This is a genomic window from Neobacillus sp. SuZ13 (assembly GCF_030123365.1).
GTDB lineage: Bacteria > Bacillota > Bacilli > Bacillales > Cytobacillaceae > Neobacillus.
Window position 1 is genome coordinate 5,474,350 of sequence record NZ_CP126107.1, and the last position, 24,901, is coordinate 5,499,250.

Genomic DNA, 24,901 nt, shown 5'->3' on the forward strand with positions numbered 1-24,901 from the left:
AAATCACTAATGAAAGCAGATGAAGATATGGAAACGATCAATCATACAAAAAAAGGTTATTTTATGATGGCGGTATTGTGGCTGGCTTATGTAACCTTTGCCATGAACTGGGTGGCGGGCTCTTCATTGACCCCACAAATAACCGAAACGTTTTTCGGTGGGCCGGTGGATCCTATTATATCTCAATTAGTGAATTATTCGATTACGACCGCACGTGTCTTTGCGAACATTTTAGCAGCAATGGTACTAATGAAATTAGGACCGAAAAAAGCTGCAGGGATGGCAATTGGGCTATTAATGATGGGACTTGTTGCGATCTATCTGCCTAATTACTGGGCCTATACTGCAGCGCGGATGGTCATGGCCGTTGGTGGCTCGATGGTGATTGTCTATATGAACCCCATTGTGGCACACTATGTCAAAAATTCAAATGTAAAACTGCGCATTAATGCGGCCAATACCGTAGCCTATAATGTGGGTGCCTTTATTGTCGCCGTCTTGTTTACAGTTTTTGCGAAGCAAATGGTGGCCAACTGGCGTTTAACATTAACATTCTTTGCCTCATTAACGATTTTGTTTTTTATCGGCTGGCTTTGGAAAGCGGAAACCTTTGAAACAAAGGAAACCGGTGGTAAAGCTGAAAAGTATGGTTATAAAGACGCTCTTAAGGACGGATTTCTTTGGCGCTATGGCTTGGCGTTTGCTTCCTTTTTAACACTGTATGTATTATCACTAGTGAGCTTTAAAGTGATATTTGATCAATATACCTTGTTAAACGGCTCGGTTACGAACTTGTTAATCTCAGGCTTTGGCATACTCGGTACATTCGCAGGGATTCGCATCGGGAATAAAGGGGTAGCGCGGAAACCGATTCTCCTGTTTTCAGGAATCGTCATGGTTGGAGCCTTTGCTCTAGCGCTCGTTTTTGCGAATAAAATTCCGTTACTTTCCTACACTCTCATTTCAATCTCTGGATTTGCAATGTATATCCAGTATCCAATCTTTTTGAATCTTCCCCATGAGTTAAAAGGGATGACGCCACAAAGATTGACGATCATGTTCGGCCTATTCTGGGCAATCGCCTATGCGGGCCAAACCATTGCGACGATTGTGTGGAGCTTTATATTAGGTGCCTCCGGATATACGGCTGCCATGATCTTCTTTATTGCTGTCTCTAGTTTGTACATCTTTTTGGTGGCGACCTTCCCGGAAACACGGCAACGGGAAGTGGGTTTGAGGAAGGTAGCGTAAATTTTATAGGGTTGGTTCGAAGCCGGTGAAGGTTACTTATTCACCGGCCTCGTACAGTTCTTTTATTAAGTAACTACAACTGTCCACCATCACTTCAAAAGATGAACAATTTCAGCTGCTTTTTCTAACGAAACACGCTGAAACACACTATTTTCTTTTCGAACGGCTGATCCGAAATGATAGAAACCGGTACCGACAAGTTCATGGACTTCAAGGATATTTTCCTTTGTCAGCCCGCTCCCGATTAGTATATCCGTAGTCTTACATCGATTCTTCATCTTTACTAGCATCTCAAGCCGTGTAGGCCAGTCTCCATATCCGCCCGATGTTAAAATCGTATTGATTGCTTGATATTGATCCAATTTTTCTGCTGCTTCGAGTAGATTCTTTGAACTATCGATGGCGCGATGGAAGGTTACCTCCATATCGCCTGTTTCCGTTAAGAGCTCTTCAAGCTGACCGAAACCGATATTCCCTTCCAGATCCAGCATTCCCATTACGACCCCATTTGCCCCTAGCGACCGAATAATACGAATATCATTTTTCATGATCGCGAGGTCGTCTTTCGAATAGCAAAATGATTGACTATGCGGTCGTAACATGACATTTACCGGAATATCAACACTGGAAACTACTTTTTCAATCAAGCCATAACTCGGTGTTAAGCCGCCCTCTGTTAAGCCCGAAACAAGTTCAATTCGGTCTGCTCCTGATTTTTGAATTAATACAGCATCCTCAACCGTGACAGCAATATATTCAAGTAGCATGACATTTCCCCCTGGTTTACTTTTGGCTTAATTCTACCAAAAAAGATGCAGGAAAACATTTTCACGACATCTTACGAGCTAAAGACTGTCCTCTCTTGCTTTTATGAAGTTTACATTTTCCTTCTCTATTTCATTTAAAGAGCCATCAAAAGATTGGTCTGGTTGATACCAGGATTTACTCGAAAAATAGGTTTGCAAATCCTCCGATTTAAAAACATATCCATGACGCGCGTAGATCTCATTTCTGGCTAAACGCAGCTGCCCTTTTGTAAGATTAGCAACATCTTCTTCACTCATCACACTTTTATCACTCGCCGGTAAAAAATAATCTGAAGAGGAAATATCATGACTATTCTCTTCAGTTGAATTGTGATCAGGACTAGCTTGATCTTTATTTTCTACAACTTTATCTTTTGATTGATCAATTGTTTTTGTAACTGTTACATTCGATTTAGGTTCAGGCTTAGAAAAGTCTTTAACGATTAAGGTAACACTTATGACAATCAGCAAACCTATAAGTGATCCAACCACAACTAATAATTTCTTTTTTGAACGATTTTTCTTTATATCAATGCGCGTTTCTTGAGTGGAGGTCATGTTCTTTTGATCTACTGCAACAACCCTCGAACCGCAGTTTGGACAGAATTTACTAGATTCATTTACTTTTTCACCACAATTTGTGCATAAATCCATTTAAACACTCCCTTTATAATGAATATTCCTTAGTAAAGGACATCCAAAATTCTAAACATGCAATCATACATATTATAGGGGGTAATTATTTCAAACAGATTATTCTGATGTGACAGCAGCATTTCATTTTAAGAGGCTTTTTAGGATCCAGTTAATTGCTCCTATCTAATTGAAAGGGGTCAAACTACTAAAAAAAAGCGAATTAGAACACATATTTACATGTGTCTAATCCGCTTTCTTCTATCTCTATATCTATTCCACTGGCTTTTTAATAGGATTTTCACCTTAGTAACCACTGGTATCCTGGTCTCACCTCACAAATTCATTAACATTTGATAAATAAAACACATGGAATCATCACTAAGATTTATTTTATAGGCTAATTCTAGGGGGACAAAAATTTCCTTTAATACATGTAATCCCTTTGCATGGGTAATCATAAAACGATCCCTTTTTTGAAAGACTGCAGTAACTTTGTTGTTAATGGTGTTTTCAATTACATTTGCAATATGAAAGGTCATGCCTACTAATTTATCCATATCAAAGGAAACGTCCAATTCATGATTCACGCGCTGCAAAAACACCTCAAATAGTGGTTGAAATTCATTTGTCTTAATATATTGTAACTTTTGAGATAGACTATCAAGAATTTGTTCTAAAGAAAGTTGATCCTCATGTACTTCCCCGGTTGGCCCCGGAACAAAAATCGATTGATTGGTTTGTAATACTTGATTGATTTTATCGTAATGATTATACATAATAAGATCACTTAACGGCATAAATGGTATCCCATATATTTTCGGATCAATAGTCCCTACAATTAATAAAATCCTTTTCTTTTTAGAAATGGTCGAAATTCGTTTTTCCATTTCCAACCGATTGCTAATAGAAAGAGGAATTACCTCCGTATTGTGACCAGAGATATCAATATTATCTTCTATTAGGCTTTTAATTCTCATTGCACTACCTTCACCTGTTGTACAAACTGTCAAAATCGCAGTTTCCTTATTAGATGCAAGATAGTCATATCTTTTCGACCCATAGCTCAACGATAAGGGTAGTTGATTCGAAATTGACTGGTATATTTTCTCAATATTATGTTCAATTTCTGCCTTTCTAGCAATATCTAAAGCAACAACAGTCGTAATCATATCAATCGTTTTAATGTTGGCTCCTAACTCTTCCGCAATTAGTTCACCATACATAGCAAGCGAACCCATATCAACAAGTAATAAAACTCCTGATGGACTTTGATTAGTCTTAATAAGTTGCTTTAACTCTGTATACCCAGTTTGAGCACTTTTTTCAAGAGGCATATCATAAGCCAAAATATGATCAATCCCAAGTAAACGGTTGACCACTTCAGCCATGGAAGATGCAGTACTCTTTCCATGCATAGCAATAATAATCGTGGGAGGGGCACTTTGGTTCTTTTCTTCCATTTTTTCAAAACTTAAGAACATCGTGATAAAACTAATTTCATCCGCAGGAACTTTTACCTGATATTGCTCTTCCAACCTTTTACAGAATTCCTTAGCGAGGTTATATTCCAAGGGATACGTTCTTTGAATATCTAAAAGGTTATGATTAACAATTTCCCCTCCTTCTTTCAGTCTTACAATCGATGAATGAAGATGAAAACAGAGACCATAAAATATTCTTGCAGGAAAGTTTGTCCCAGTCTTGCTTGAAACTTCTAATAGTAATTTTTCCACCAAATTAATGAGTTTTTGGTCCACAAATTTTGTTAGATTTGTTTCAACACCTTCAAATTTTCCGACAAACCTTTTAAAATAATTCTCGATTTCCAAATTCATGATTAATTGAATATCTGGGTTTGAATAGTTTTTCTTTTCTAATTCACTTACCCTTGCCTCAATTTTCTCATAAAAATTGGCCTTTTCCTTTCCTACCTCATTTTTTCGATGAATGTGATCAAAAGAAAAGGAGAAGATTTCTTGGTCAGCCAATAACTCTTCAAAATCATCAATAAAATCACGGTAATGGATCATCCCTTTTTTAACATGGGATGGTAAATGCGCTAATTCAACATCAATATCGCTTCCACCATTTGAAATACAATCGAAAAAGGCATTGGCACATATTAATTGAATATCACTTTTTAATTGACCAACATTACCTGGACAAGGATAGGCTAATAAGTTCTTCATGCTTTCACGTTTTACATGAATAGCCCGATTAACCCGTTTCACCTCCTGCTTAAAAAATATGTTGATTAATTCAAATCTCTCTCTTGGTCCCCTCTCACGTAAAGCAGGAATCGAAATAGTCATCGGAATCCGTCTGGAAAAGGTCTGTAATAACGCACTATCTACATTTTCTGTAGTGGCACAAATAATTAACAAGTTGACTTTATGTTTGACCGTTGCTTCACCAAGCTTTGAATATTCGCCTTTATCGATTAAATAAAACAATAGCTCTTGGCCCTCTGGTGGAAGGCGATGAATTTCATCTAAAAATAAAATCCCATTATTAGCTTTTTCTACAACCCCATTAAAGTTTTCACTGGCTCCTGTAAAAGCACCTTTTTTGTATCCAAATAACTGACCTAATAGAAACTGTGAATTATTCGCATAATCCGCACAATTAAACGAAACAAAAGCAGCATTCTCTTGAATAAAATGGTTCTCAATCGCAAATCGATACATTAATTCTGCAAATAGAGTTTTTCCTACCCCGGTTGGGCCTAATAATAAAGTATGCAAACCATTAGGTGGATAAGAAATGGCAACCTTTGCCTGCTGAATACATTTTTTTAGAATTCCATCAATCCCAATCAGTTGATCAAAGCTTGATTGCGATTGAATCGTTTGTTGATGGGAAACCAATTTAAAATAAACAGGTCTCCCCTCCGATTTTGATAATATGTCCTCTTTATATAATTTGTTCAGAATATTACTTGCATTGGAGCGCTGAATCAAGAATTTCTCGGCAATTTCATTGGTTGTTATTCCAGGGTAATCAGGGGTTGTTAGGTGTTTATTTGCCTCGTCTTTTATATACTGTATGATTTCGTCTTCTATTTTCATGCTGTTTTCCCCCTTTTCATAATCAGTATAGAGACCCCTTCACTATTTGTCTAATATATTTTATACACTAATAAATACAGTAGTTGATATTGTGGATTAGTGTATATGTTAGTGTATAATCTCTTCTGTATTCTGTATAAATTCACATTAAACCGCTTACAAGATAACTATTTTAAAGTTTGGCATGGTTCTTGCATTATATTAAGGTGTAAAGCACAAGAAAAAAGGAGTTTGGAGTCTATGTTAAATGAAATTATGGCCATTATCACCCATGCTGGTGATGCCAAAAGCGATGCTTTCGAAGCATTAGAGAATGCAAGAGAGGGGGATTTTGATATAGCTAAAAAATTATTGGACAAATCAAGAACCACCATGATCGAAGCCCATAAAGCGCAAACACAATTATTACAAAAGGAAGCACAAGGAGACGATATGAAGATATCGATCCTTCTCATTCATGCCCAGGATCATTTAATGACAGCGAAACTTGCACAAGAATTAATCGAGCAATTAATCGAGCAAACTAAAGAAATTCAAGAATTAAAGAAAATCAATGGATTATAAGGAGACGTGAACAAAATGAAAATTTTATTATGTTGTGGTGCAGGCGCATCCACTAGTTTAGTAGCTCAAAGTATGATGAACTCACTACCAGAAAATGAAAAGGCAAATTACATTATCAACGCTATCACTTACGACCTTTTCCTTGATCATTATAAAAACTACGATGTGGTTTTATTGGGACCGCAAATCCGTTATAAGAAAAAGTCATTAGAGAAGGAAGCATTAGCGGACAACATTCCGGTAGACGTCATTAATTCAGTTGATTATGCCCTGCAAAATGGGACAAAGATTATTGAACACGCCAAACAGCTTTATAAGAAGGCTCATGGGGCATAAGCTCCAAATCATAAGGGGTGATTAAGTTGAAAAAACTATTTGATTTCTTCCAAGAAAAACTAATGGATGGTTTTGTAGCCGTTGGTGAAAACAAATATATGCAGGCGATTCGTAACGGGATGATGATGATCCTACCGTTTATCATCGTAGGAAGTTTATTTACCATTATTTCGAGTTTCCCCTTCAAATGGTGGACGAACCTGATTGAACCCTATGTTAAATACTTTAACGTAGGTTACGATTTAACATTTGGAATGATTGGTATTATCGCCACTCTTAGTATCGCTTACAATCTGGCAAAAGCATTAAAAATTGATGCAATTGGGACGGCCATAACAGCCTTAGTCGGTTTTCTCATCCTGCAAGTGGCGCCGCCTGACTTAAAAATAAATACAGCTAATTTCGGTGCATCTGGTCTTTTTACCGCTATTATTGTTGCTTTACTATCAGCTAAGGTAATTGAATTTTTTGTTAAGAAACGCATCACCATCAAATTACCCACCGGAGTACCATCCTATGTTTCTGACTCTTTTACCATTTTAATCCCTTCCTTTACCTTGATAATAGGGTTTTGGTTAATAAGAGTTCCATTAAACTTTGATATTAATGCGTTGATTGCAAAAATGATTTCGCCGCTTGTATTTGGTTTAGATACATTACCTGGAGTATTAGTCCTTATTTTCTTTACATTACTATTATGGATTTGTGGAATTAACGGAGATAGTATATTTGGTGGCATTTACTACCCTGTTATGCTTGGCTTTTTAGCAGAAAACGCAGAGGCAAATGCTGCAGGAGAAGCGGTCCCTCACGTAATCGCAGACGGTCTTTACTACTTTGGTATGTGGTTTGGAGGTACGGGCGGTACCATTGGTCTCGTGTTGTTAATGTTATTTTCAAAAAGTAAGACATATCGATCTTTAGGAAAAATTTGTTTACCACCTGGTATCTTTTGTATTAATGAGCCGCTCGTGTTTGGATTCCCAATCATGCTAAACCCGATTATCATGATCCCATACATTCTGACACCAATGATTTTGGTTACGATCACCTATTTCTTAATGTCCTTTGGAATTATCGGAAGGCCAATTGTATCTGTTCCATGGACTACGCCTCCTATATTCAGTGGTTTCCTAGTAACCGGTGGAGATTGGCGGGCAGCGGTATGGCAGGCAATTGAATTGGTATTATCTGTTTTAATTTACTTTCCATTCTTCAAAGTAGCAGAACGAGTAAAAATGAAAGAAGAAAAAGAACTAGAACAGAATGAAAGCCACTTGGAAGGACAGATTGCCAATGAAATATAACAACATGACTGGTTTTCCTGATGATTTCTTTTGGAGTGCCTCAACTGCTGCTTATCAAGTAGAAGGGGCTTTTCTTGAGGATGGAAAATCATTATCCATTGTAGATGTAAATATTAACCCTAACTTTGCTGATACGAGTATTACATCCGATCACTATCATCGGATCAAAGAAGATGTGGCCTTAATGAAAGAGCTGGGAATGACGGCCTACCGCTTCTCCTTCTCATGGCCACGTATATTACCAAATGGTCGAGGGCCTGTGAACAATGAAGGGATCGACTTTTACAACCAATTAATTAATGAGTTACTTAAAAACGGAATAACACCCTTAGCTACGATTTACCACTTTGATTTACCTTTGGTGTTACAGCAGGAATACGGCGGGTGGGCATCAAGAAAAATTTTGGATGACTTTGAGAATTTTTGCCGCGTCCTGTTTGAAAATTTCGGTGACCGTGTAAAATATTGGTTTACGATCAACGAACAGAGCAATATGTTTTTACTACCGTACCTTATGCCTGTTAATGAATCCAGCGACATCAGTGCGGAAAAGCAGAAATATGAAATGAATCATATTATGACACTTGCCCACGCCAGGGCTATTCAGTTATGCCATCAACTGGTTGAAGGCGGAAAAATAGGTCCAGCTATCGGCCTGGCACCGAATTATCCTGCAAGCTGTAAGCCGGAAGATATAATGGCTGCCCGTGTTGCTAATGATTTTCGTACCTACCTATTCTTAGATTTGTATTTATACGGAGAATACCGGGAGAATATTTGGCGATATATGCTAGAAAACGAATGCGAACCTACGATTCTACCTGGGGACATGGAGCTATTAAAATCAGCCAAATCTGATTTATTAGGGATTAATTATTATCAGAGCAGAGTAGTGAAATACGCACCTAAAGAGATGGCAAGCCGTGATTTTACAGTGAACAAAGATGGACAGAAAGGTTCCACGGAATTTGAAATCCTTCCAGGTCTTTATCAAGGTGCAGAGAATCCCTTCCTTGAAAAAACAGAATGGGACTGGGAAATTGACCCTATAGGATTACGGGTCTTATTGAACGAACTTCATGATCGTTACCATATCCCAATGATCATTACCGAAAATGGACTGGGCGGAATTGATGAACTTACCGTTGATGGCAAAATTCATGATGCTTACAGAATTGATTACCTGCGTAAGCACTTGGAACAGTGCCAGTTGGCTATTAACGATGGGGTTCAATTATTCGGCTATAGCCCATGGTCGTACATGGATTTGCTTAGCACAACGAGCGGTTTTCGAAAACGATATGGCTTTGTATATGTAAATCGCACAGACGACGAACTAAAAGATCTGAGCAGAATCAAAAAGGACAGTTTTTATTGGTATCAGAATGTAATCAAAACGAATGGTAAGGAACTTTAAGACGGACCATAGGGACGGTTCTCTTTGCTTTTTAATGACGCCTGAAGTCATTGTTGAATATTTTGCTAGCTTTTTCAATTAGATAGGAGAACTTCCAAAATTTCCGATCATTAATATATCATCGTAACCCTCAATTGGATGAAAACTCTTGGGGCTGCTCCATCGATCCAGTGGATTAAGAACATTCCTTAACCTATTCTATGATTGTTATCAGTGCTCTATCTACAAAATTTAGAGTAGTTCCACAAAAGTTTCTAACACACTAAGATTAGTAGCACAAACCAGGACCCTGGATTGTGCTACTTTTTTTATAATAGAAACGAAGTTTAGTAAATCCACTGGAATAGCCATAAATACTTCTTTTAGAATATGTTATGAAATAACATGTTAAATCTATCAAAAAAGCCTATCAATCTTCGACAAATATCGAGGAGTGGCAGGCTGGGAATTTAGTTACTTGTAATCATTTATTGGTCCTTGATCCATCAAAACTTCGACCATATTTGAAGACCCCATCCTAAGTTCAGGCCTATGCTCTGAGTTCGGTTTACTATAAAGCTCCAATGGGCTTATTATAACTCCATCTGGTGTATTATGAAGTATTCCAGGCACACAAGAATAAATTCTATCATTATTATTTGCATTCTTGGCGGTTATGGTAACGGAGGTTCCACTATGATTATCTATACTCATGGACACCTTGTATCTGTAGAATGAGCCTGTCCCATTTGACTGAGCAGAATAAACTACTGGAACAACTGCGAGTATATCATTATTTAACCTTAATTTAATTACTTCTGTCTTAGTGGAATAGCTACTCCTCCCAACATCTCCCATATGTTCCACTGCTCCGTTGCTAAAACTCCTGAGGGGAGGTGTTCCTTTCGCCCCAAACATAGCTACATCTATCTGCTTACCATTCTTAGTATAGACTAAAGCATATATATCATAATCTGTCCCGGTCTTCCAAGATACCGTAGCAGTAATTTCTGGTGTTTTTTCTATGATTACTGGCTTTTGGCCTTTGTCGAGACTTATCTTCCCCGTTACCTTTTCGAGGCTTATCGAGGACAATGTGTTTTGTTTATTTTTATTTTCAGGAATAGTTAGTGTCAGATCAGGTTCTTTTGGGGATTGTTTTTGAATAATTTTAGGATCAGAAGGCTTGTTTTGCTCATCAGATTCAACCTCAACACCATAATTTTTACATAACCCTTCAAGTCCAGAATCAAACCCACGCCAGATTGATCTTGCCTTTGTCTGACCGTTCCTTAGATATAATTCTAATACTACGATTCCATTTTCATTTTTGAAGCTAAATGGGGTTAACTGGATATTACTATTATCGGTACATATCTCGGCCTTCAAATTCCTTACATTTGAAAATCCCATGCTATTATCCTCTGTAAGTGTTATAGCTATTTTAGTAATACCTTCAGGGACTTTACTCATATCAAAATTAATTTTTTGTACTTTTGTATTACCTACTATCTCAGCTGATAAAAGGGTAGCTACTCCAGAAGAGCTCTTTGGTTGATTATAAAAAATAATCCCGCTATCTCCTTGTACCTTGCCAGATTCAGTTAAAAGGAAAGCTGTTAAGGATATATCTATTGGATTAGAAATTTCGTAACTAACAGTTACATTACCTTTTGGGGAACTTAAAACTGTATTTGCCCCCATCTGAAGAAATTGATTCATTTATACCACTCCCTACTCCTCATCCATTAAACCCATTAAAATCCTGATCCCAATCGTGCAAAATTATATTTTCCTACTCTAAATAAATAATAATACCAATATTCGACAAAAAATTAAAAAAATCCTGTTTTTAAATAAACTTATACTATTATGGATGGAACGAATCATAAAGTGGACCTCAATCGATCATCATATATACCAAAGAGTATGAAACAAAGATAGAGGAGAAATGAGGAGTAAAATGGATTTGCCGATCGAAGAGTTAAAAAAAATAATCAAGGACTTACCTGAACGTGAAGTTAGATCGTATTTATACCATATTCTCTTGAGTACGAGTTTATTGGATTGTAAAGAATATACAGCTGTCGAGTTTTCAAATCAAATGAAAGAAATATACAACCATATTTTATATCCAAAGGACCCCATTACCACTTTTAATAGTGAAGGGAATTATCAAAATGTACATATCACTTTTGGATACCAGTATTTAAAGCCAATTTTAAAAGAGATGGGGATACATGAAGAAGAGCCAATCATTTCGATTCATGACAACTTTGCCATCGCACCAATCATGAATTTACATAATGAGAGTGGTCAAAAAACAAGATATGAATGGATAAAAAGCAGCCTGCGTGGTCTCGAGGAAGAGATGGATGAATATATAGAAGAAGTTCAAAAGGCTTTCATTCAAATTCACTCTATTCCTAAAGATGTACCCATTACCATCTGGGTTTGTGACAATGCCCATGAACAAACCGGTCTCCTTTTTGTATTGTTCTTGTTAAAGGAAAGAACAAACAAAATTACCATCTTCAATACAGCAAAGCTTTATCGTGAATTGTTTAAAGCGAAAGCAAAAAGATATACCCCCTTATCTTCTGGGGAGATCCTTTCAGAAGAATTAAGCGCCCTATTCAAATATGGACAGGAAAAGCAACTGTTTTTAACAGAGGTGGAACGTAATCAATTTGAAAATCAGTGGGTATCTCTATCGGAACACGATGGCACGTTAAGATTATGGAAAAATGGAGAAATAAAGAGTGTTTCAGAAGATTATTTTGATGAAATTATCATTAAAATGGCCCAAAAAATACAGGGCAAGCGAAAGAAAAAAGTATTTATTCCAGCGATGCGAATAATCGGGGAAGTCTATGGACGTATAGAACAATATGTCGGAGATGACTTTTTGGAATACCGGCTTAGAAAATTAATCGAAAAAGGTGCTTTTGAATATGAGGGAAGTTTAGAAGCTATGCGATCCTACAGTATTAAATTAACTTGAGAAACGAATGGGGGAGCCTGTAGTTTCCTTTCGGATTATTTTCTAATTAATTTCCAGTAAATGTCGTAAGTTTTGTAAAATACGTCATAAGTGTCCTGAATTATGTCATAAATCTCAAAAAATATGTCATAAGCGCATCCCGTCCGAAGCGTTTTCCAGTTAATATCCAGCAAATGTCGTAAGTTCCGTGAAATACGTCATAAGTGTCCTGAAACATGTCATTAATCTCTTAAAATATGTCATAAGTGTCCGAATTTATGTCATAAATCTAAATAGTATGTCCTGTAACCAATTAGAATGCCACCAGAACCAAGTATAAAAAACAAAAATAGTGTCAATTCTTTTAGAAAAACATAAAAAGTTTGCTAGAGGAGTTGGAGTATCGGGGACATGAACAATCTAACAAATATTTATCATGATCTTACTGCCATTAAGTCGTTGGAATTAGAGAAATGCAACCACGAACTGAATAACAATCATAATGAAACCATAAAAAAAGCATTAATGGTTTATCGAACAGAACTGCTAGAATGCTTAGAAATGTACAATCGTTATTTAGATAAATAAACATCCCCAGGCTAACCAAAGCCTGGGGATGTTTTTAATTTAGCTGGCAGTGCAAATTTAAACCCTTAGCGCGCCGCGGAAACCCCTTGCAGCATAGTAGGATTCTGCTCCATTGTGGTATACAAAGACAGTATCGTAGCGGCGATCACAAAAGATGGCCCCTCCAAGTTTTCTAATATTAGCAGGTGTCTGCACCCAACTCGACGTTTTCAGATCGAAATTTCCAAGTGTCTGCAGCTCCCGGTATTGTTCTTCCGTTAAAAGTTCAATGCCCATGGCAGCGGCCAAATCAATTGCGCTATTTTCTGGTTTGTGTTGTTTCCTTGACTCCAGCGCTTCACGGTCGTAACAAAGACTTCTGCGGCCTTTAGGGCTTTCCGCCGAACAATCATAAAAAATGTATTCGCCTGTCTTTTTATCATGGCCAATAATATCCGGCTCACCGCCTGTTCCTTCCATTTCACTAAGCGACCACAATTTTTCAGGATTAACTTCAAGCCTAGCTTGTACTTCAGCCCATTCAAAACCTTCATGTCGGTTCATGTGCTTCTCAAAACGGGCTTTCAACGTTTTTAGTAGTACCTCACGTTGTTCTAGTGACAACTCCATATTTGTCTTTATCATATTAGTTCCCCCTTAATTTTACTGATCATTGTAATAAGGACTAGACAGCTCATTCGTTTAATTAATTCCACAAAAAGAGCATTGATCCTTCTTAAAGATTAACGCTCCGTTACCTAAAATACAAACTCATCTAAATCTGCCGCACTAGAATGGCCTAAAGCCGATCAATCTTAATATGTAGAAGTGAATGTCTAATTAAATAGAATGAAGCCAAAAGTGGACTATGGATAGGGACCATTTTAGGTTTATACTTCCCTTTTTTAGTATCTACCTTAAATAATCCTCCTTCCGCTAACATGCACGTTAGCACAAAAAGAAAAAAGAAGCCCTTCTCTTAATAGAAAAGGACTTCACCATTAATCTTCCCACACATCGTCCATAAGCTCTTCAATCTCTTGCCTTAGTTTATCAGTTTCGTCCTTTAGGACTTTAACTTTTTCTCCGTTAATTTCAACAACATCACCAACAGCTGCACTTTTAGGGAAAATGGATTTAGGAAAATCTTTAGTCTTTCCATCGATTTCAACCACTGCAAACTTTCCTTCAAAACGGTCAATGATACCTTTAACCATTTTATTTCACCGTCTTTACACTAATTTTCGAACCGTTAGTAGTAAAAATGATATGTCCACTTTTATCGGTCCGATATGTTTTTACCTTCATTGCATTTAAACGATTAACTACCGTGCTGGTAGGGTGTCCGTAACTATTTTTCCCTACACTTAGTACTGCATAAGATGGTTTGACAGCTTTTAGAAATGCATCACTGGTCGAAGTTTTTGCACCGTGGTGACCTACTTTTAATACATCTGCTTTTAAGGTTTGTTTAGATTTAATCATATCGGTTTCAGACTTAACTTCAGCATCACCCGTGAAAAGGAACGATTTTTTTCCATAAACCAGTCGTAAGACAGCACTCCAGTCATTCAAATCACTCTTACTATACGCTTTTACTGGAGCAACAAAGGTAGCAGATACACCTTTTAATGGGAGTTTCACACCTTTTTGAGCAGTCTTAATTTTGACACCTTCACGCTTCACAGCTGTTAAAAACTCTTTGTATGCAATGGATGTATGACTCACTTTTGGAGCGTATACTGATTTCACTTTAAATGCTTTCAGAACTTCATCCAATCCACCGATATGATCTGCATCTGGATGAGTTGAAATCATTACCTCAATGTCGTTTACTTTTTGCTTTTTTAAGTATGATACTACATCACTGCCATCTTTATTACCAGCGTCAATAATAATGTCATCACCAGCAGCCGTCTTAATATAAATAGAATCACCCTGTCCTACATTTATAAAGTGAACCTTCATATCTTTTGTTGCTGCCTCTGTTGATGAAACACCGTATAATAGACCGACTAATAATGTTAGTGCTGAAACGATTTTAATGATTTTTGTTTTCATCATCATGCCTTCTTTCTAATAAATTCTAGGTGAAAATAAAGTACTTTATGCTTAGAAAGTTGATTTCATTTCTAGTATGTTCTATTTGATGACAACATTATTTTAGCCAGCACCCCTACTATTGTAAGGTGAAATGATGATTCAATCATTGGTAATTTATTGTCATTTATGGAATAAGTAACTATCCATGTCAGCCATTCATACAGGACTTCACGAAAATGGTTCATGGGCGGTTGAAAAACAAAAAATCCGGCTAGGCTGCCGGATCTTAAAAGTTCAATAAACATCTTATGTAAAATTGTTATCCATTCAAGGAGGCATTTCTCTGAAATAATCCTCATTCTCCCTTGTATGCTTCCCGTAATTCCGCAAGATCAAATTTCTTCATTTTAAGAAATGCTTCCGTTAGGCGCGCAAGTTGCTCTGGAGTGCCTTTGCCCATCATCTCGTCCATCTCAGTCGGCACAATCTGCCAAGATAAACCAACTCTATCTTTCAGCCAGCCGCATTGCTCAGCTTCAGGAACAGCAGAGAGCCTTTCCCAGTAGTAATCAATCTCTTCTTGTGTGTCGCAGTAAACCATAAATGAGAATGCCTCGTTAAAATTGAATTTGTGCTCATGTGCGCTATCCATTGCGGAAAACCACTGATTTTCTAAGCTAAAATCAGCGAACATGATGGTTCCTTCTTTGTCCGGCTCCATGCCTTTAGGATATCGGACGATAAGTCCCTGCTTAGCGTTCTTAAATATCGATAAATAAAAATTAATTGCCTCTTCCGCGTTGCCGCAATTATCTCCGACAAACAAAAGTGACGGTACTAATGGAGGCCGCTCTTCCCCTTCTGGATTGGTAAGCATTAACTGCCAGGACAAACCAAACCTATCCTGAATCCAGCCAAATTTCTCACTGAACGGATACTTATCTAGTGGCATTAAGGCTGTGCCGCCTTCGGACAATTTGTTCCAAACCTCATCTAATTTTTCTCCCGCGTCCTTATCTCGCGATGGGTCAAAATTTACGATGAAAGATACCGATGGATTGAGTTTGAAATGAGGCCCTGCGCTAATTGCCATGAACTTCTGTCCCCAAACTTCAAACGAGACAATATCAGAGTCGCCTGATGGAGTATCGTGGATGGTGGTTATATTCGTAATTCTCGAGTCTGGGAATATGGAAGTGTAAAATTCGGCTGCTTCTTTTGCCTCCTTGTCATACCATAAATGCGGAACGATTTTTTGATTGGTTACCGTCATCGTTCTTCCTCCTTAATTTTATTTAATCCAAAATTCAGTATAAAATGGTTATCATTCCTATTCATTTTTACCATTTTCATCCTGTTGTTAAACCTTTCAAAAGCTGCTACCGCTCCCTCCATGTTAACTACCCAACATTTGAATAAACTATTTGATTTCTTCCATTATCCTTTGCCTCATAAAGCAGTTTATCTGCCATTTTTACTAACTGATCTGGACTTTCACCGTTTTGTTTACAACTTCCAAAACTCATGGTTAAAGAAAAGGGTTCTCCTTCACAGTAAAAAGTATGGTTAGCAACTGATTGTTTGATTTGAACTAGGATCCTGTTCACTTCAAATTGTTCCTTGGTATAAAGAATGATAGCAAACTCTTCTCCACCATATTGGAAAACTTTCCCATGATTTACTGGAATAACAGAAGTAAAAATCGCCCCAATTTGACGTAACACTTTATCTCCCATCACATGTCCATATTTATCATTAATACATTTAAACTTATCAATATCAGTAAGAGTAAGGTAAAATTCTAAATCATTCACTAAATCTTCTCGCAAACATTCCTGAAATGAACGGTGATTTAGTAAATTCGTAAGATAATCACGAGTTGCAACTTCGACTAACAAGTTTTTTTCTGAATAATGCTTCCTTTCTCTTGAAACAATAATTCCGCCTAAACCACCGATCAGGAACAAAAAGAGTACATGGCAGAAATAATTGATGATACTATCAAAAGAGGAGATATCTGAGACTTGTTTGAAAAAAATGATAGAATACACCGAGATAAATAGAATAGCAGCAATGATACCACCTAGAAATCTCCAATAAACAGCAATATGTAAAATAATTAAATACGCCAATGGAAACAGCGGGCTTTCGATTCCTCCCGTTAATGGAACAAGGGCAGAAAAAGCAATAAAGTCAAAGAACGGTCCACATTTAGCCATAAATGTGTACGCCCTCGACCCTTCAGGTGACTTATGTAAATAATAATCTGAAACACCCATATAGATGAATCCAAAAACAACCAAAGAGACAAATAAGGTAAGTTTTATATGATCTGGATTTTCAACATATTGAAAAGTGAAGACAGCAATTGACACTACTAAAAAAAACCAGCGCAAAGAAGAAAATATAATTTCAAGTGCATGGTCTGCGTGATAAGTCTTTTAATAAAAATTTCACTTCATCCACATCCTGCTAAACATTTTCTTTTTTCTTAATTATAAAGCAAAAGATGGAGTAATCTACTAAAATTTATTAAATATTTTGAATTTAAGACAAGAATGCCCTCCCTGATCGGGAAGGCTTTTTTATCGTTACACATCCTGTAGCTAAGGTTCCAAGTCAATTTAATTCATTGAGCTATTCGGTACACCTAAAGTTTTTTCCATTACAACAGTTTTCACTAAAAACCCATTTGGATTCGTTACAACTTCCTCTTTAGAAATTAAATAACCCAGAGACCGGGTACAAACTAATATTTTTAGGTAATGACACTCGAACACGGCAAGCCATTTTTCTTTTAGAATTGTCATAAGCATATTGTTCAAGCCAAGATAACATAGCCTTTGCTATTCCTTTACCTCTTGCTGAGGGTATCACAGATACTCGCGAAAAATATAAAATACCCTCTTTCATGGTAAACCTGCAGGAGCCTAGAGGCCTCCCATTTATCGAACATAGCAAAGCTTTCTCTGAATTACTCTTAACCATAATTTGTAATGCTTCTAACGATTCATTAATGGCACTCGAAGGAACTTCAAGTGATCGATATTCTTCAAATGCTTCTAGCATAATCCGGTATACAACAGGAACATCCATTTCTTTTGCGATTTTAATCTCCATTTTCATAACCCCTACTTAAGCTAAAGTTAGAAACTGTGTTTCTTATATTCAATTTTAAAAAAGTAACTGTTTTTCGACATCAACTATGTTAGATATCTTAACAAAGTAATTAACCAATCCTTAAGTAGGTCTTGTACTAGTTCACGTTTTCTAGAAAAAAACAGAAAAAAAATGTTGTTTATGCTACTACCGTCATTATTCGACACTCATTCGACTAAATACCATATAGGCTATACTATTCAAACGTTTGATTGAAAAAGCTCTAAGTATTGATTTATAAGAATCCCCCCTGCAATGTACGTACAAAGATTGTCGAAGAACTAATATATTTCGCAGGAAATAACCCATCTTTTTACAAAATAAGATGGGCTTCTCGTAAACTTTCAGTATTCTATTTAATTCCCGCCAATTCGAACCTATACAAACGTTTAATTAAAATTCACCTCAACCCGTGCCATTCCTATATATATCCGATCAAACGGATGAAAAGAATGTCGATGGATGACCATATTCAAATCATTTAACTTATAAATGTAATGACTTTTTAGCATTCTAATCATAGGACATTTAAAACTATAATAAGGGTGATTAGGTGGATCTTTCATTTATTTGGCAATCTTTCGTTTTAATTTTGGCCGGTATTTTACTAATCAGAATTTCCGGTCGTAAATCAATCGCACAGATGACACTTTCGCAAACTATCCTTATGCTATCGATTGGTACAATCATTGTTCAGCCGATTGTTGAAAAAAGTATGGTAAAGGCAATTGGAGGTGCAGCGGTTTTTGTGGCAACAGTCTTGGTTGTTGATTATTTACAACTCAAATTCAATGCCATTGAAAAATTTATCACGGGTAAAGCCAAAGTGGTGATTGCGAATGGGGAAATCAATCAGCAAAATTTAAAAAAGCTCCGCCTAACTGTCGATCAATTAGAAATGAGAATGCGAAATGTAGGGATATCTAAAATCGGAGATGTGAAATATGCAACGATTGAACCGAATGGATTACTTGGGTACGAATTGAATGATGATGCTAAGCCTTTAACTACGGGAGAGTTTAAACAACTAATGAACACCTTTTTTGCTAAATCCCTAGATTCAAACCAGATGATATCTCCTAAGAATCAAGAGGCCACAAGCAGCCCATCAAGCATTTTTGAGGAACTTGAGGGTAAGCATAAAATTAATCCTGAATATTTACAGTAAGCCAAAAAGATTTTCAAGAGAGTCCGTACTTATCGGTTGAGGGATCAGGTTAAGCACCTGTCCTGATAAATAGCCGGAGAAATTCCGCTTATTTTCTTTTATGTTACAAAAAAGCAAGATACTGGTATTAACCAGTATCTTAAATAATTATACAAACATATCAGATTAGTATTCTAATTTCCACATGTATCTTCTTTTTGTGAGTGGATGATTTCTAACTATAGCTAATTGTTCTGCATACACACGTAATACACCTGAAATTAAGATTGGGTTAAAGTAATCCACCACTTCTTTTTCAATGGCAGAACCTAAGCCAAAGTCTTTTGCATCTACGACAGTCGTTTTAGCATCGAATCTATTTAGGAACTCAAGTGCGCGGGAATCCATCTCCCTTGTTCTTCCATCATTCATCAATAAAATGAATGGCACATCTTTGTCTACGATTTCGAATGGACCATGGAAGAATTCTCCATCGTGGAACGTTCCAGAGTTAATCCATTGCATTTCCATTAGTAAACAGATGGAGAAAGAGTAGGCTACTTCATGAGTTGCACCGCTGCTCATTACATAAATGACTTGATCATCTTTATAAGCATCTGCGAATGCGACTGCTTGTGGAACCACAGAGGATACAGCCTTTTCGATTAAGTCATAGATTTTAGAGAATCCATCTAACATTTTGTTGTAGTGCTCATATCCCTCAAATTGATTTAGGATTTCAACCGCTAGGCCTAATACCTTGGTCATTTTCTCCATTTTTGCAGCATAATTAGCTGCCCAGCCGTGGTAAACTACATAATCCGCATCTTTTGTAATGGCAGAACCATTTTCATACGTAACAGAAATTACATGTGCACCTAATTCCTTTGCTTTTGTAGTAGCAGCAACAGTTTCTGGAGTAGATCCTCCTAATGAACAAGTAATAACAATGCTGGTGTCATCCACGGATACTGGAGTAGCATAATTGAACTCATTTGCAGTGAATAAACTTACACGAAGTTGTTTCGCATTAGCATCAAGGAAATATTTTGCAGGATATAATTCTGCTTTTGAAGCACCACATCCTACAAAAAAAACACTCTTTATTTCCGGTTGTTTTTCCTTAATTTCTGAGATGATATAATTTAATTCCATTTTCCATCCTCCATTAAGTTATATTATATAATATGACGTTATATAACATTATATTAATGCCCAAGTTTATAAATGTCAACAATAATTCTGAAAATTAGAATATAAAATTGGAAGGATATATTTTAAGAATATTAAGAAATAACAAATCAAATTTATACCATTAAAAACATTTTTGTTATATAATATTATATAATGACTTATCGTTTGAAAGGAACATATATAATGAAATTAAACAATTCCATTTCAACACCTTTATATGACCAATTAAAACAAATAATTAAGGATTCTATTTTGCAGGAAGTTTATAAACAAGGTGAGAGGCTTCCTAACGAAACAGAATTATGTGAGATCTATGGTGTCAGCCGAATAACAGTTAGAAGAGCTATTCAGGATTTGACGGAAGAAGGACTTTTAGAGCGCAGACAAGGAAAAGGTACATTTGTCATGCGGACTAAACTGGCAAGGGAACTAGTTTCAGTTGATGGCTTTACTGACTTTAACAAGCAACTAGGAAAAAATCCTTCAAAGCGGATTCTTGTTTGCGAGGAAATTAAAGCTAATCCTATCATTGCGGAATCCCTGAAAATTCCCATTGACACACCTGTATTAAGACTCGTCCGATTAATGTTTATTAATGACTACCCTTTTACCATTGATGAAACACATTACTCCTTAGAACGCTTCCCTGATTTAGCCAGTCACTTTCTTGAGAATGTTTCTACCTATGATGTCCTGAAAAAAATATATAACGTTAATCTGAATTCCAGTTCTACCCATAAAATCATTACAGTTGTCCCGGCTACAGGTCATGAAGCAGCATCTTTAGATTGTGAAATTGGTGATACATTATTTAATATCGATAAAATCGTTTACGATGAAAACAAAGTCCCTATTCATACTTCTAACTTTAAAACACGGACGGAATTAATTGCTTTAACCATCACAACTTAAATGGATCTGTATACTTCTCTGTCAATGGCAGAGAAGTTTTTTTATTACCAAGGCTTTAAGCTTGCCAGTTGATTTCCGCTCCAGCCAACATGTGGCGCAAAATCAAAAATCACAGCAATTACCAAAAAAAAATATAAACATGAACAAAACAGGTATCGTTTAATACGATACCTGTTTTGCTCATGTTATTTAGATTAATATTCAAGTTTCCACATATATCTTCTTTTGGTTAGTGGATGGTTACGGGCAATTGCCAATTGTTCAGCATAAACACGGATTACTCCTGTGATCAGCATTGGGTTGAAGTAATCGACTACTTCTTTAGCAATGACAGAGCCTAAGCCGAAGTCCTTCGCATCGACCACTGTTGTTTTTGCATCAAAGCGATTGAGGAACTCAAGTGCTCTTGAATCCATTGCTCTTGTGCGGCCATCATTCATCAATAATAGGAATGGTACGCCTTTGTCCACGATTTCAAATGGTCCGTGGAAGAATTCACCGTCATGGAAGCTTCCGGAGTTGATCCATTGCATTTCCATCAGTAGGCAGATAGAGAAGGCATAAGCTACTTCATGAGTTGCTCCGCTAGACATTGCATAAATGACTGGCTCATCTTTATAAGAATCAGCAAATGCCTTTGCTTGTGGAAGAACAGTCGCTACAGATGATTCAATTAGATTGTAAATTTTTGCGAAGCCATCCTGCATTTTGTTGTAGTGCTCATAGCCTTCATATTCGTTAAGAATTTCAACCGCAAGGCCTAACACCATTGTCATTTTTTCCATTTTTGCTGCATAGTTTGCTTCCCAGCCATGGTAAACAACATAGTCTGCATCTTTCGTGAGGGCAGAATCTTCAACATGTGTAACTGCGATTACGTGTGCACCTAATTCTTTTGCTTTCGCAGTCGCTGTTACGGTCTCTGGAGTAGTTCCGCCTAAAGAACATGTAATGACGATACTAGTTTCATCAACAGAAACTGGCGTTGCATAGTTAAATTCATTTGCTGTATATAGGCTTGTACGAAGATGTCTCGCATTTCCTTCAAAGAAATACTTTGCAGGATATAAATCGGACTTTGATGCACCGCATCCTACAAAAAATACACTCTTGATATTTGGCTGTTTTTCCTTAATTTCTCTTATGATGTAATTTAATGACACTTGTTTCTCCTCCAATAATCTTTTTTATACAAAAACTTTACATTAATGGTTCATCACACATATAACTTTCCGTATCCAAAGGAACCGTCAACCAGGCATTGCTGGGATGAGAAATCAGCTGCTTTCTCCAGGCTCTTTATAATGATTTGATCTTGGTTTAAAATTCCTTCTTTGATTTGGCTTAAGTAGTTCATCATAAAGCAAGTGATGAAAGAATCGCCTGCTCCCATTGTGTCAATTGCTTTAACATGCTTTGGTTCCTGCACGTAGAATTTGGCACCATCAAATAATAGAGCTCCTTTTTCACCCATGGTGCATAGCACCAATTTGCAGCCCATCTTTGTCACCTTTAACATAAGATTAAGCATCGCATCTGTCTTTAGATGACTGCAGGAAAAATAGGCATAATCCACAAATGGAACAATTTCATTTACTTGATTTTCGGTAAAATCGGAAGAAAAGTCGAAGCCGATGGGAACACCTAACTCTTTAATCCTTGGTAATTCCGGTTCTGTAAATCCATAAAGGCCCGTGTGCACTAAATCAAATTCTTTGATATAGTTTAAATCTTCAGCTGTTAAATTTAATCCATGTTCTCTTAATACACCACAGCGGTTGCTTCCTAAAAACACCCGATCACCGTCTTTTAAGGTAACTCTTGCACAGCCGTTCTCTCCTTCATAAACCTTACAATGACTGATATCCAATTCAATTTGCCGGATACTTTCCTGTACATGTGCTGCTTCTTGGTCCGTACCAAATGCTCCTAGAAAAGCCGCATCCACTCCAAGCCTTTTGGCATAAACGGCAAAATTCAATGCATTTCCTCCTGGATACATGGTACGAATGTGTTCATATTTATCTACGACATTGTCACCTAATCCAATTACTTTCATCATTAAACCTCACTTATAACACCTTTGATAAGAAATCAATCGTCCTGGGGTGCTTTGGATTTTCGAAAAATTCCTTCGGGGTATTTTCTTCCAAAATCTTTCCTTGATCAATGAACAGAATACGATCGCCCACTTCTTTTGCAAATCCCATTTCATGTGTGACTACGACCATGGTCATTCCTTCTTTGGCAAGGTCTTTCATAACAGCCAAAACCTCTCCAACCATTTCAGGGTCCAAAGCAGATGTAGGTTCATCAAATAACATAACCTCAGGCTTCATCGCAAGCGCTCTCGCGATAGCAATCCGCTGCTGCTGGCCCCCGGACAATGAAGATGGATAAGCATCAATCTTTTCCAGCAGGCCTACCTTTTTTAATAGTTCTACCGCTAAGTCCTTTGCTTCAGCAGGCTTCATTTTCTTTACTTTTATTGGAGCATGGCAAATATTTTGACGAACCGTTTTGTGAGGAAATAGGTTAAATTGCTGGAACACCATCCCCATTTTTTCTCTCACTTTGTCAATGTTGATATTTTTAGCTGTAATGTCTTTCTCATCTATTAAAATACTTCCACCTGTTGGAGTTTCCAAAAGATTAAGACATCTTAGGAAAGTACTTTTACCTGAGCCTGACGGACCAATTACAACGACTACTTCACCCTTATTAATCGTGACATCGATCCCTCTTAAAACTTCATTTTTTCCAAACTTCTTGTGCAAATCCTTAACGATGATCACTAGTCTTCAACCTCCTTTCCACAACTCCTAGTAATCTCGACAAAGTAAATGTCAGTACTAGATAGCCAAAAGAGGCAACGAGGATTGGTTCCAAACCTAATGCCGTATTTCCTCTAACGATGGTTGTTTTATACATAAGCTCTGCCACACCGATAACAGATACTATAGAAGAATCCTTGATACTTCCAATAAACTGATTGCCCAGGGCAGGTAAAATATTTTTAAATGCCTGAGGCATGATAATATCGAACATTGCGAGCCTTTGATTCATCCCCAAACTTCTTGCGGCCTCCATTTGACCCTTGCTAACTGCTTCAATACCAGAGCGAATCGTTTCAGAAATATAAGCAGCTGCATTAAGCGATAAGGCGATCGCACCTACCGCCAAATCAGGAATATCACTGCCGCTAAATAAAGCAGGTACTCCAATATAGATAATATAAATTTGGGCAAGAAGCGGTGTGCCTCTAATAAATTCTACATAGATGTCCCCAATAAATTTCACGGTTTTAAATCTGGAGCGTCTTAAAAGGGTTAAGGCAACACCCAGGATACTTCCTAAAACTACCGCAATCAGCGCAAGGATGATCGTTATGTAGATCCCTGTTAAAAAGAATTGATAATACGTTCCAAGGAATGAAAAATTCAATTGACTCCCCCCTTTGAATCTGGCTTCACGAGTGCCGAACCGATAGGGTACATGTGTTAGCAAAAACGATTATCCTTGTATCCTATCG

At 37.1% G+C, this 24,901-nt stretch carries 24 protein-coding genes; 9 read left to right on the forward strand and 15 right to left on the reverse strand.

All coding sequences use genetic code 11. From position 1 onward, the window contains the following. The first annotated feature begins 9 nt into the window (after positions 1 to 9). Positions 10 to 1,251: an MFS transporter gene (locus QNH17_RS27035; RefSeq protein WP_283876402.1), complete on the forward strand. Its 1,242-nt coding sequence runs from the start codon at positions 10 to 12 to the stop codon at positions 1,249 to 1,251. An 89-nt stretch (positions 1,252 to 1,340) separates the two neighbouring features. Here the strand turns inward: QNH17_RS27035 and QNH17_RS27040 are convergent, their stop codons facing one another. From QNH17_RS27040 to QNH17_RS27050, 3 genes are all read right to left on the reverse strand, one after another. Continuing rightward, positions 1,341 to 2,018, reverse strand: coding sequence for a copper homeostasis protein CutC (locus tag QNH17_RS27040; protein WP_283876403.1), 678 nt, complete (start codon positions 2,016 to 2,018; stop codon positions 1,341 to 1,343). A 78-nt stretch (positions 2,019 to 2,096) separates the two neighbouring features. Beyond that, positions 2,097 to 2,711, reverse strand: coding sequence for a YARHG domain-containing protein (locus tag QNH17_RS27045; RefSeq protein ID WP_283876404.1), 615 nt, complete (start codon positions 2,709 to 2,711; stop codon positions 2,097 to 2,099). 314 nt (positions 2,712 to 3,025) lie between these two features. Continuing rightward, on the reverse strand, positions 3,026 to 5,761 hold the full coding sequence (locus tag QNH17_RS27050; RefSeq protein ID WP_283876405.1) for a sigma-54-dependent transcriptional regulator: 2,736 nt from the start codon (positions 5,759 to 5,761) through the stop codon (positions 3,026 to 3,028). Positions 5,762 to 6,001: 240 nt separating this feature from the next. Between QNH17_RS27050 and QNH17_RS27055 the strand changes: the two genes are divergently transcribed. From QNH17_RS27055 to QNH17_RS27070, 4 genes are read left to right on the forward strand one after another with little or no spacing between them, the layout of a single operon-like run. After that, on the forward strand, positions 6,002 to 6,325 hold the full coding sequence (locus QNH17_RS27055; RefSeq protein ID WP_144554921.1) for a PTS lactose/cellobiose transporter subunit IIA: 324 nt from the start codon (positions 6,002 to 6,004) through the stop codon (positions 6,323 to 6,325). Between the two features lie 15 nt (positions 6,326 to 6,340). Further along, positions 6,341 to 6,661 (forward strand): PTS sugar transporter subunit IIB, encoded by a 321-nt coding sequence (locus QNH17_RS27060; RefSeq protein WP_283876410.1) that lies wholly within the window; start codon positions 6,341 to 6,343, stop codon positions 6,659 to 6,661. Between the two features lie 26 nt (positions 6,662 to 6,687). Continuing rightward, positions 6,688 to 7,968 carry a PTS sugar transporter subunit IIC gene (locus QNH17_RS27065; RefSeq protein ID WP_283876412.1) on the forward strand — a complete coding sequence of 427 codons (1,281 nt, stop codon included), beginning with the start codon at positions 6,688 to 6,690 and terminating at the stop codon, positions 7,966 to 7,968. After that, positions 7,958 to 9,385, forward strand: coding sequence for a glycoside hydrolase family 1 protein (locus QNH17_RS27070; protein ID WP_283876414.1), 1,428 nt, complete (start codon positions 7,958 to 7,960; stop codon positions 9,383 to 9,385). Before QNH17_RS27065 ends, QNH17_RS27070 begins: the two co-directional genes overlap by 11 nt. 453 nt (positions 9,386 to 9,838) lie before the next feature. Here the strand turns inward: QNH17_RS27070 and QNH17_RS27075 are convergent, their stop codons facing one another. Further along, on the reverse strand, positions 9,839 to 11,086 hold the full coding sequence (locus tag QNH17_RS27075; protein WP_283876415.1) for a TerD family protein: 1,248 nt from the start codon (positions 11,084 to 11,086) through the stop codon (positions 9,839 to 9,841). Between the two features lie 229 nt (positions 11,087 to 11,315). Here QNH17_RS27075 and QNH17_RS27080 point away from each other — a divergent pair, with 229 nt between their 5' ends. Both QNH17_RS27080 and QNH17_RS27085 read left to right on the forward strand, forming a co-directional pair. Then, entirely contained in the window at positions 11,316 to 12,368 is a 1,053-nt protein-coding gene (locus QNH17_RS27080; RefSeq protein ID WP_283876416.1) for a DUF1835 domain-containing protein, read from the forward strand. Between the two features lie 390 nt (positions 12,369 to 12,758). Continuing rightward, a complete protein-coding gene (locus tag QNH17_RS27085) occupies positions 12,759 to 12,935 on the forward strand; it encodes a hypothetical protein (RefSeq protein ID WP_283876417.1) in 177 nt (58 codons plus the stop codon). Between the two features lie 57 nt (positions 12,936 to 12,992). On the opposite strand, the gene QNH17_RS27090 is transcribed toward QNH17_RS27085, so the two are convergent. From QNH17_RS27090 to QNH17_RS27115, 6 genes are all read right to left on the reverse strand, one after another. After that, positions 12,993 to 13,559 carry a DUF4256 domain-containing protein gene (locus tag QNH17_RS27090; protein WP_283876418.1) on the reverse strand — a complete coding sequence of 189 codons (567 nt, stop codon included), beginning with the start codon at positions 13,557 to 13,559 and terminating at the stop codon, positions 12,993 to 12,995. A 356-nt stretch (positions 13,560 to 13,915) separates the two neighbouring features. Then, positions 13,916 to 14,131, reverse strand: coding sequence for a DUF3006 domain-containing protein (locus QNH17_RS27095; RefSeq protein WP_283876419.1), 216 nt, complete (start codon positions 14,129 to 14,131; stop codon positions 13,916 to 13,918). A gap of 1 nt (position 14,132) precedes the next feature. After that, the gene (locus QNH17_RS27100; RefSeq protein WP_283876420.1) at positions 14,133 to 14,975 is read right to left on the reverse strand and encodes a ComEC/Rec2 family competence protein; all 843 of its coding nucleotides are present in this window, start codon (positions 14,973 to 14,975) and stop codon (positions 14,133 to 14,135) included. 337 nt (positions 14,976 to 15,312) lie between these two features. Continuing rightward, complete coding sequence (locus QNH17_RS27105; RefSeq protein WP_283876421.1) at positions 15,313 to 16,230, reverse strand: VOC family protein; 918 nt, start codon at positions 16,228 to 16,230, stop codon at positions 15,313 to 15,315. 127 nt (positions 16,231 to 16,357) lie between these two features. After that, the gene (locus tag QNH17_RS27110; protein ID WP_283876422.1) at positions 16,358 to 17,332 is read right to left on the reverse strand and encodes a GGDEF domain-containing protein; all 975 of its coding nucleotides are present in this window, start codon (positions 17,330 to 17,332) and stop codon (positions 16,358 to 16,360) included. Positions 17,333 to 17,672: 340 nt separating this feature from the next. Next, positions 17,673 to 18,077 carry a GNAT family N-acetyltransferase gene (locus QNH17_RS27115; protein ID WP_283876423.1) on the reverse strand — a complete coding sequence of 135 codons (405 nt, stop codon included), beginning with the start codon at positions 18,075 to 18,077 and terminating at the stop codon, positions 17,673 to 17,675. Between the two features lie 592 nt (positions 18,078 to 18,669). Here QNH17_RS27115 and QNH17_RS27120 point away from each other — a divergent pair. Further along, the gene (locus tag QNH17_RS27120) at positions 18,670 to 19,284 is read left to right on the forward strand and encodes a DUF421 domain-containing protein (protein ID WP_283876424.1); all 615 of its coding nucleotides are present in this window, start codon (positions 18,670 to 18,672) and stop codon (positions 19,282 to 19,284) included. A gap of 165 nt (positions 19,285 to 19,449) precedes the next feature. On the opposite strand, the gene QNH17_RS27125 is transcribed toward QNH17_RS27120, so the two are convergent. Then, positions 19,450 to 20,418: an SIS domain-containing protein gene (locus QNH17_RS27125; protein WP_283876425.1), complete on the reverse strand. Its 969-nt coding sequence runs from the start codon at positions 20,416 to 20,418 to the stop codon at positions 19,450 to 19,452. Between the two features lie 222 nt (positions 20,419 to 20,640). On the opposite strand from QNH17_RS27125, the gene QNH17_RS27130 reads away from it, so the two are divergent. Further along, a complete protein-coding gene (locus QNH17_RS27130) occupies positions 20,641 to 21,369 on the forward strand; it encodes a UTRA domain-containing protein (RefSeq protein WP_283876426.1) in 729 nt (242 codons plus the stop codon). A gap of 194 nt (positions 21,370 to 21,563) precedes the next feature. Here the strand turns inward: QNH17_RS27130 and QNH17_RS27135 are convergent, their stop codons facing one another. The 4 genes from QNH17_RS27135 to QNH17_RS27150 are packed head-to-tail and all read right to left on the reverse strand — an operon-like array spanning position 21,564 to position 24,813. Next, positions 21,564 to 22,532 carry an SIS domain-containing protein gene (locus QNH17_RS27135; RefSeq protein WP_283876427.1) on the reverse strand — a complete coding sequence of 323 codons (969 nt, stop codon included), beginning with the start codon at positions 22,530 to 22,532 and terminating at the stop codon, positions 21,564 to 21,566. A 53-nt stretch (positions 22,533 to 22,585) separates the two neighbouring features. Continuing rightward, positions 22,586 to 23,428, reverse strand: coding sequence for a fructoselysine 6-kinase (locus QNH17_RS27140; protein ID WP_283876428.1), 843 nt, complete (start codon positions 23,426 to 23,428; stop codon positions 22,586 to 22,588). A 13-nt stretch (positions 23,429 to 23,441) separates the two neighbouring features. Beyond that, a complete protein-coding gene (locus QNH17_RS27145; RefSeq protein ID WP_283876429.1) occupies positions 23,442 to 24,164 on the reverse strand; it encodes an amino acid ABC transporter ATP-binding protein in 723 nt (240 codons plus the stop codon). Further along, on the reverse strand, positions 24,151 to 24,813 hold the full coding sequence (locus QNH17_RS27150; RefSeq protein ID WP_283876430.1) for an amino acid ABC transporter permease: 663 nt from the start codon (positions 24,811 to 24,813) through the stop codon (positions 24,151 to 24,153). Before QNH17_RS27150 ends, QNH17_RS27145 begins: the two co-directional genes overlap by 14 nt. Positions 24,814 to 24,901 lie beyond the last annotated feature (88 nt).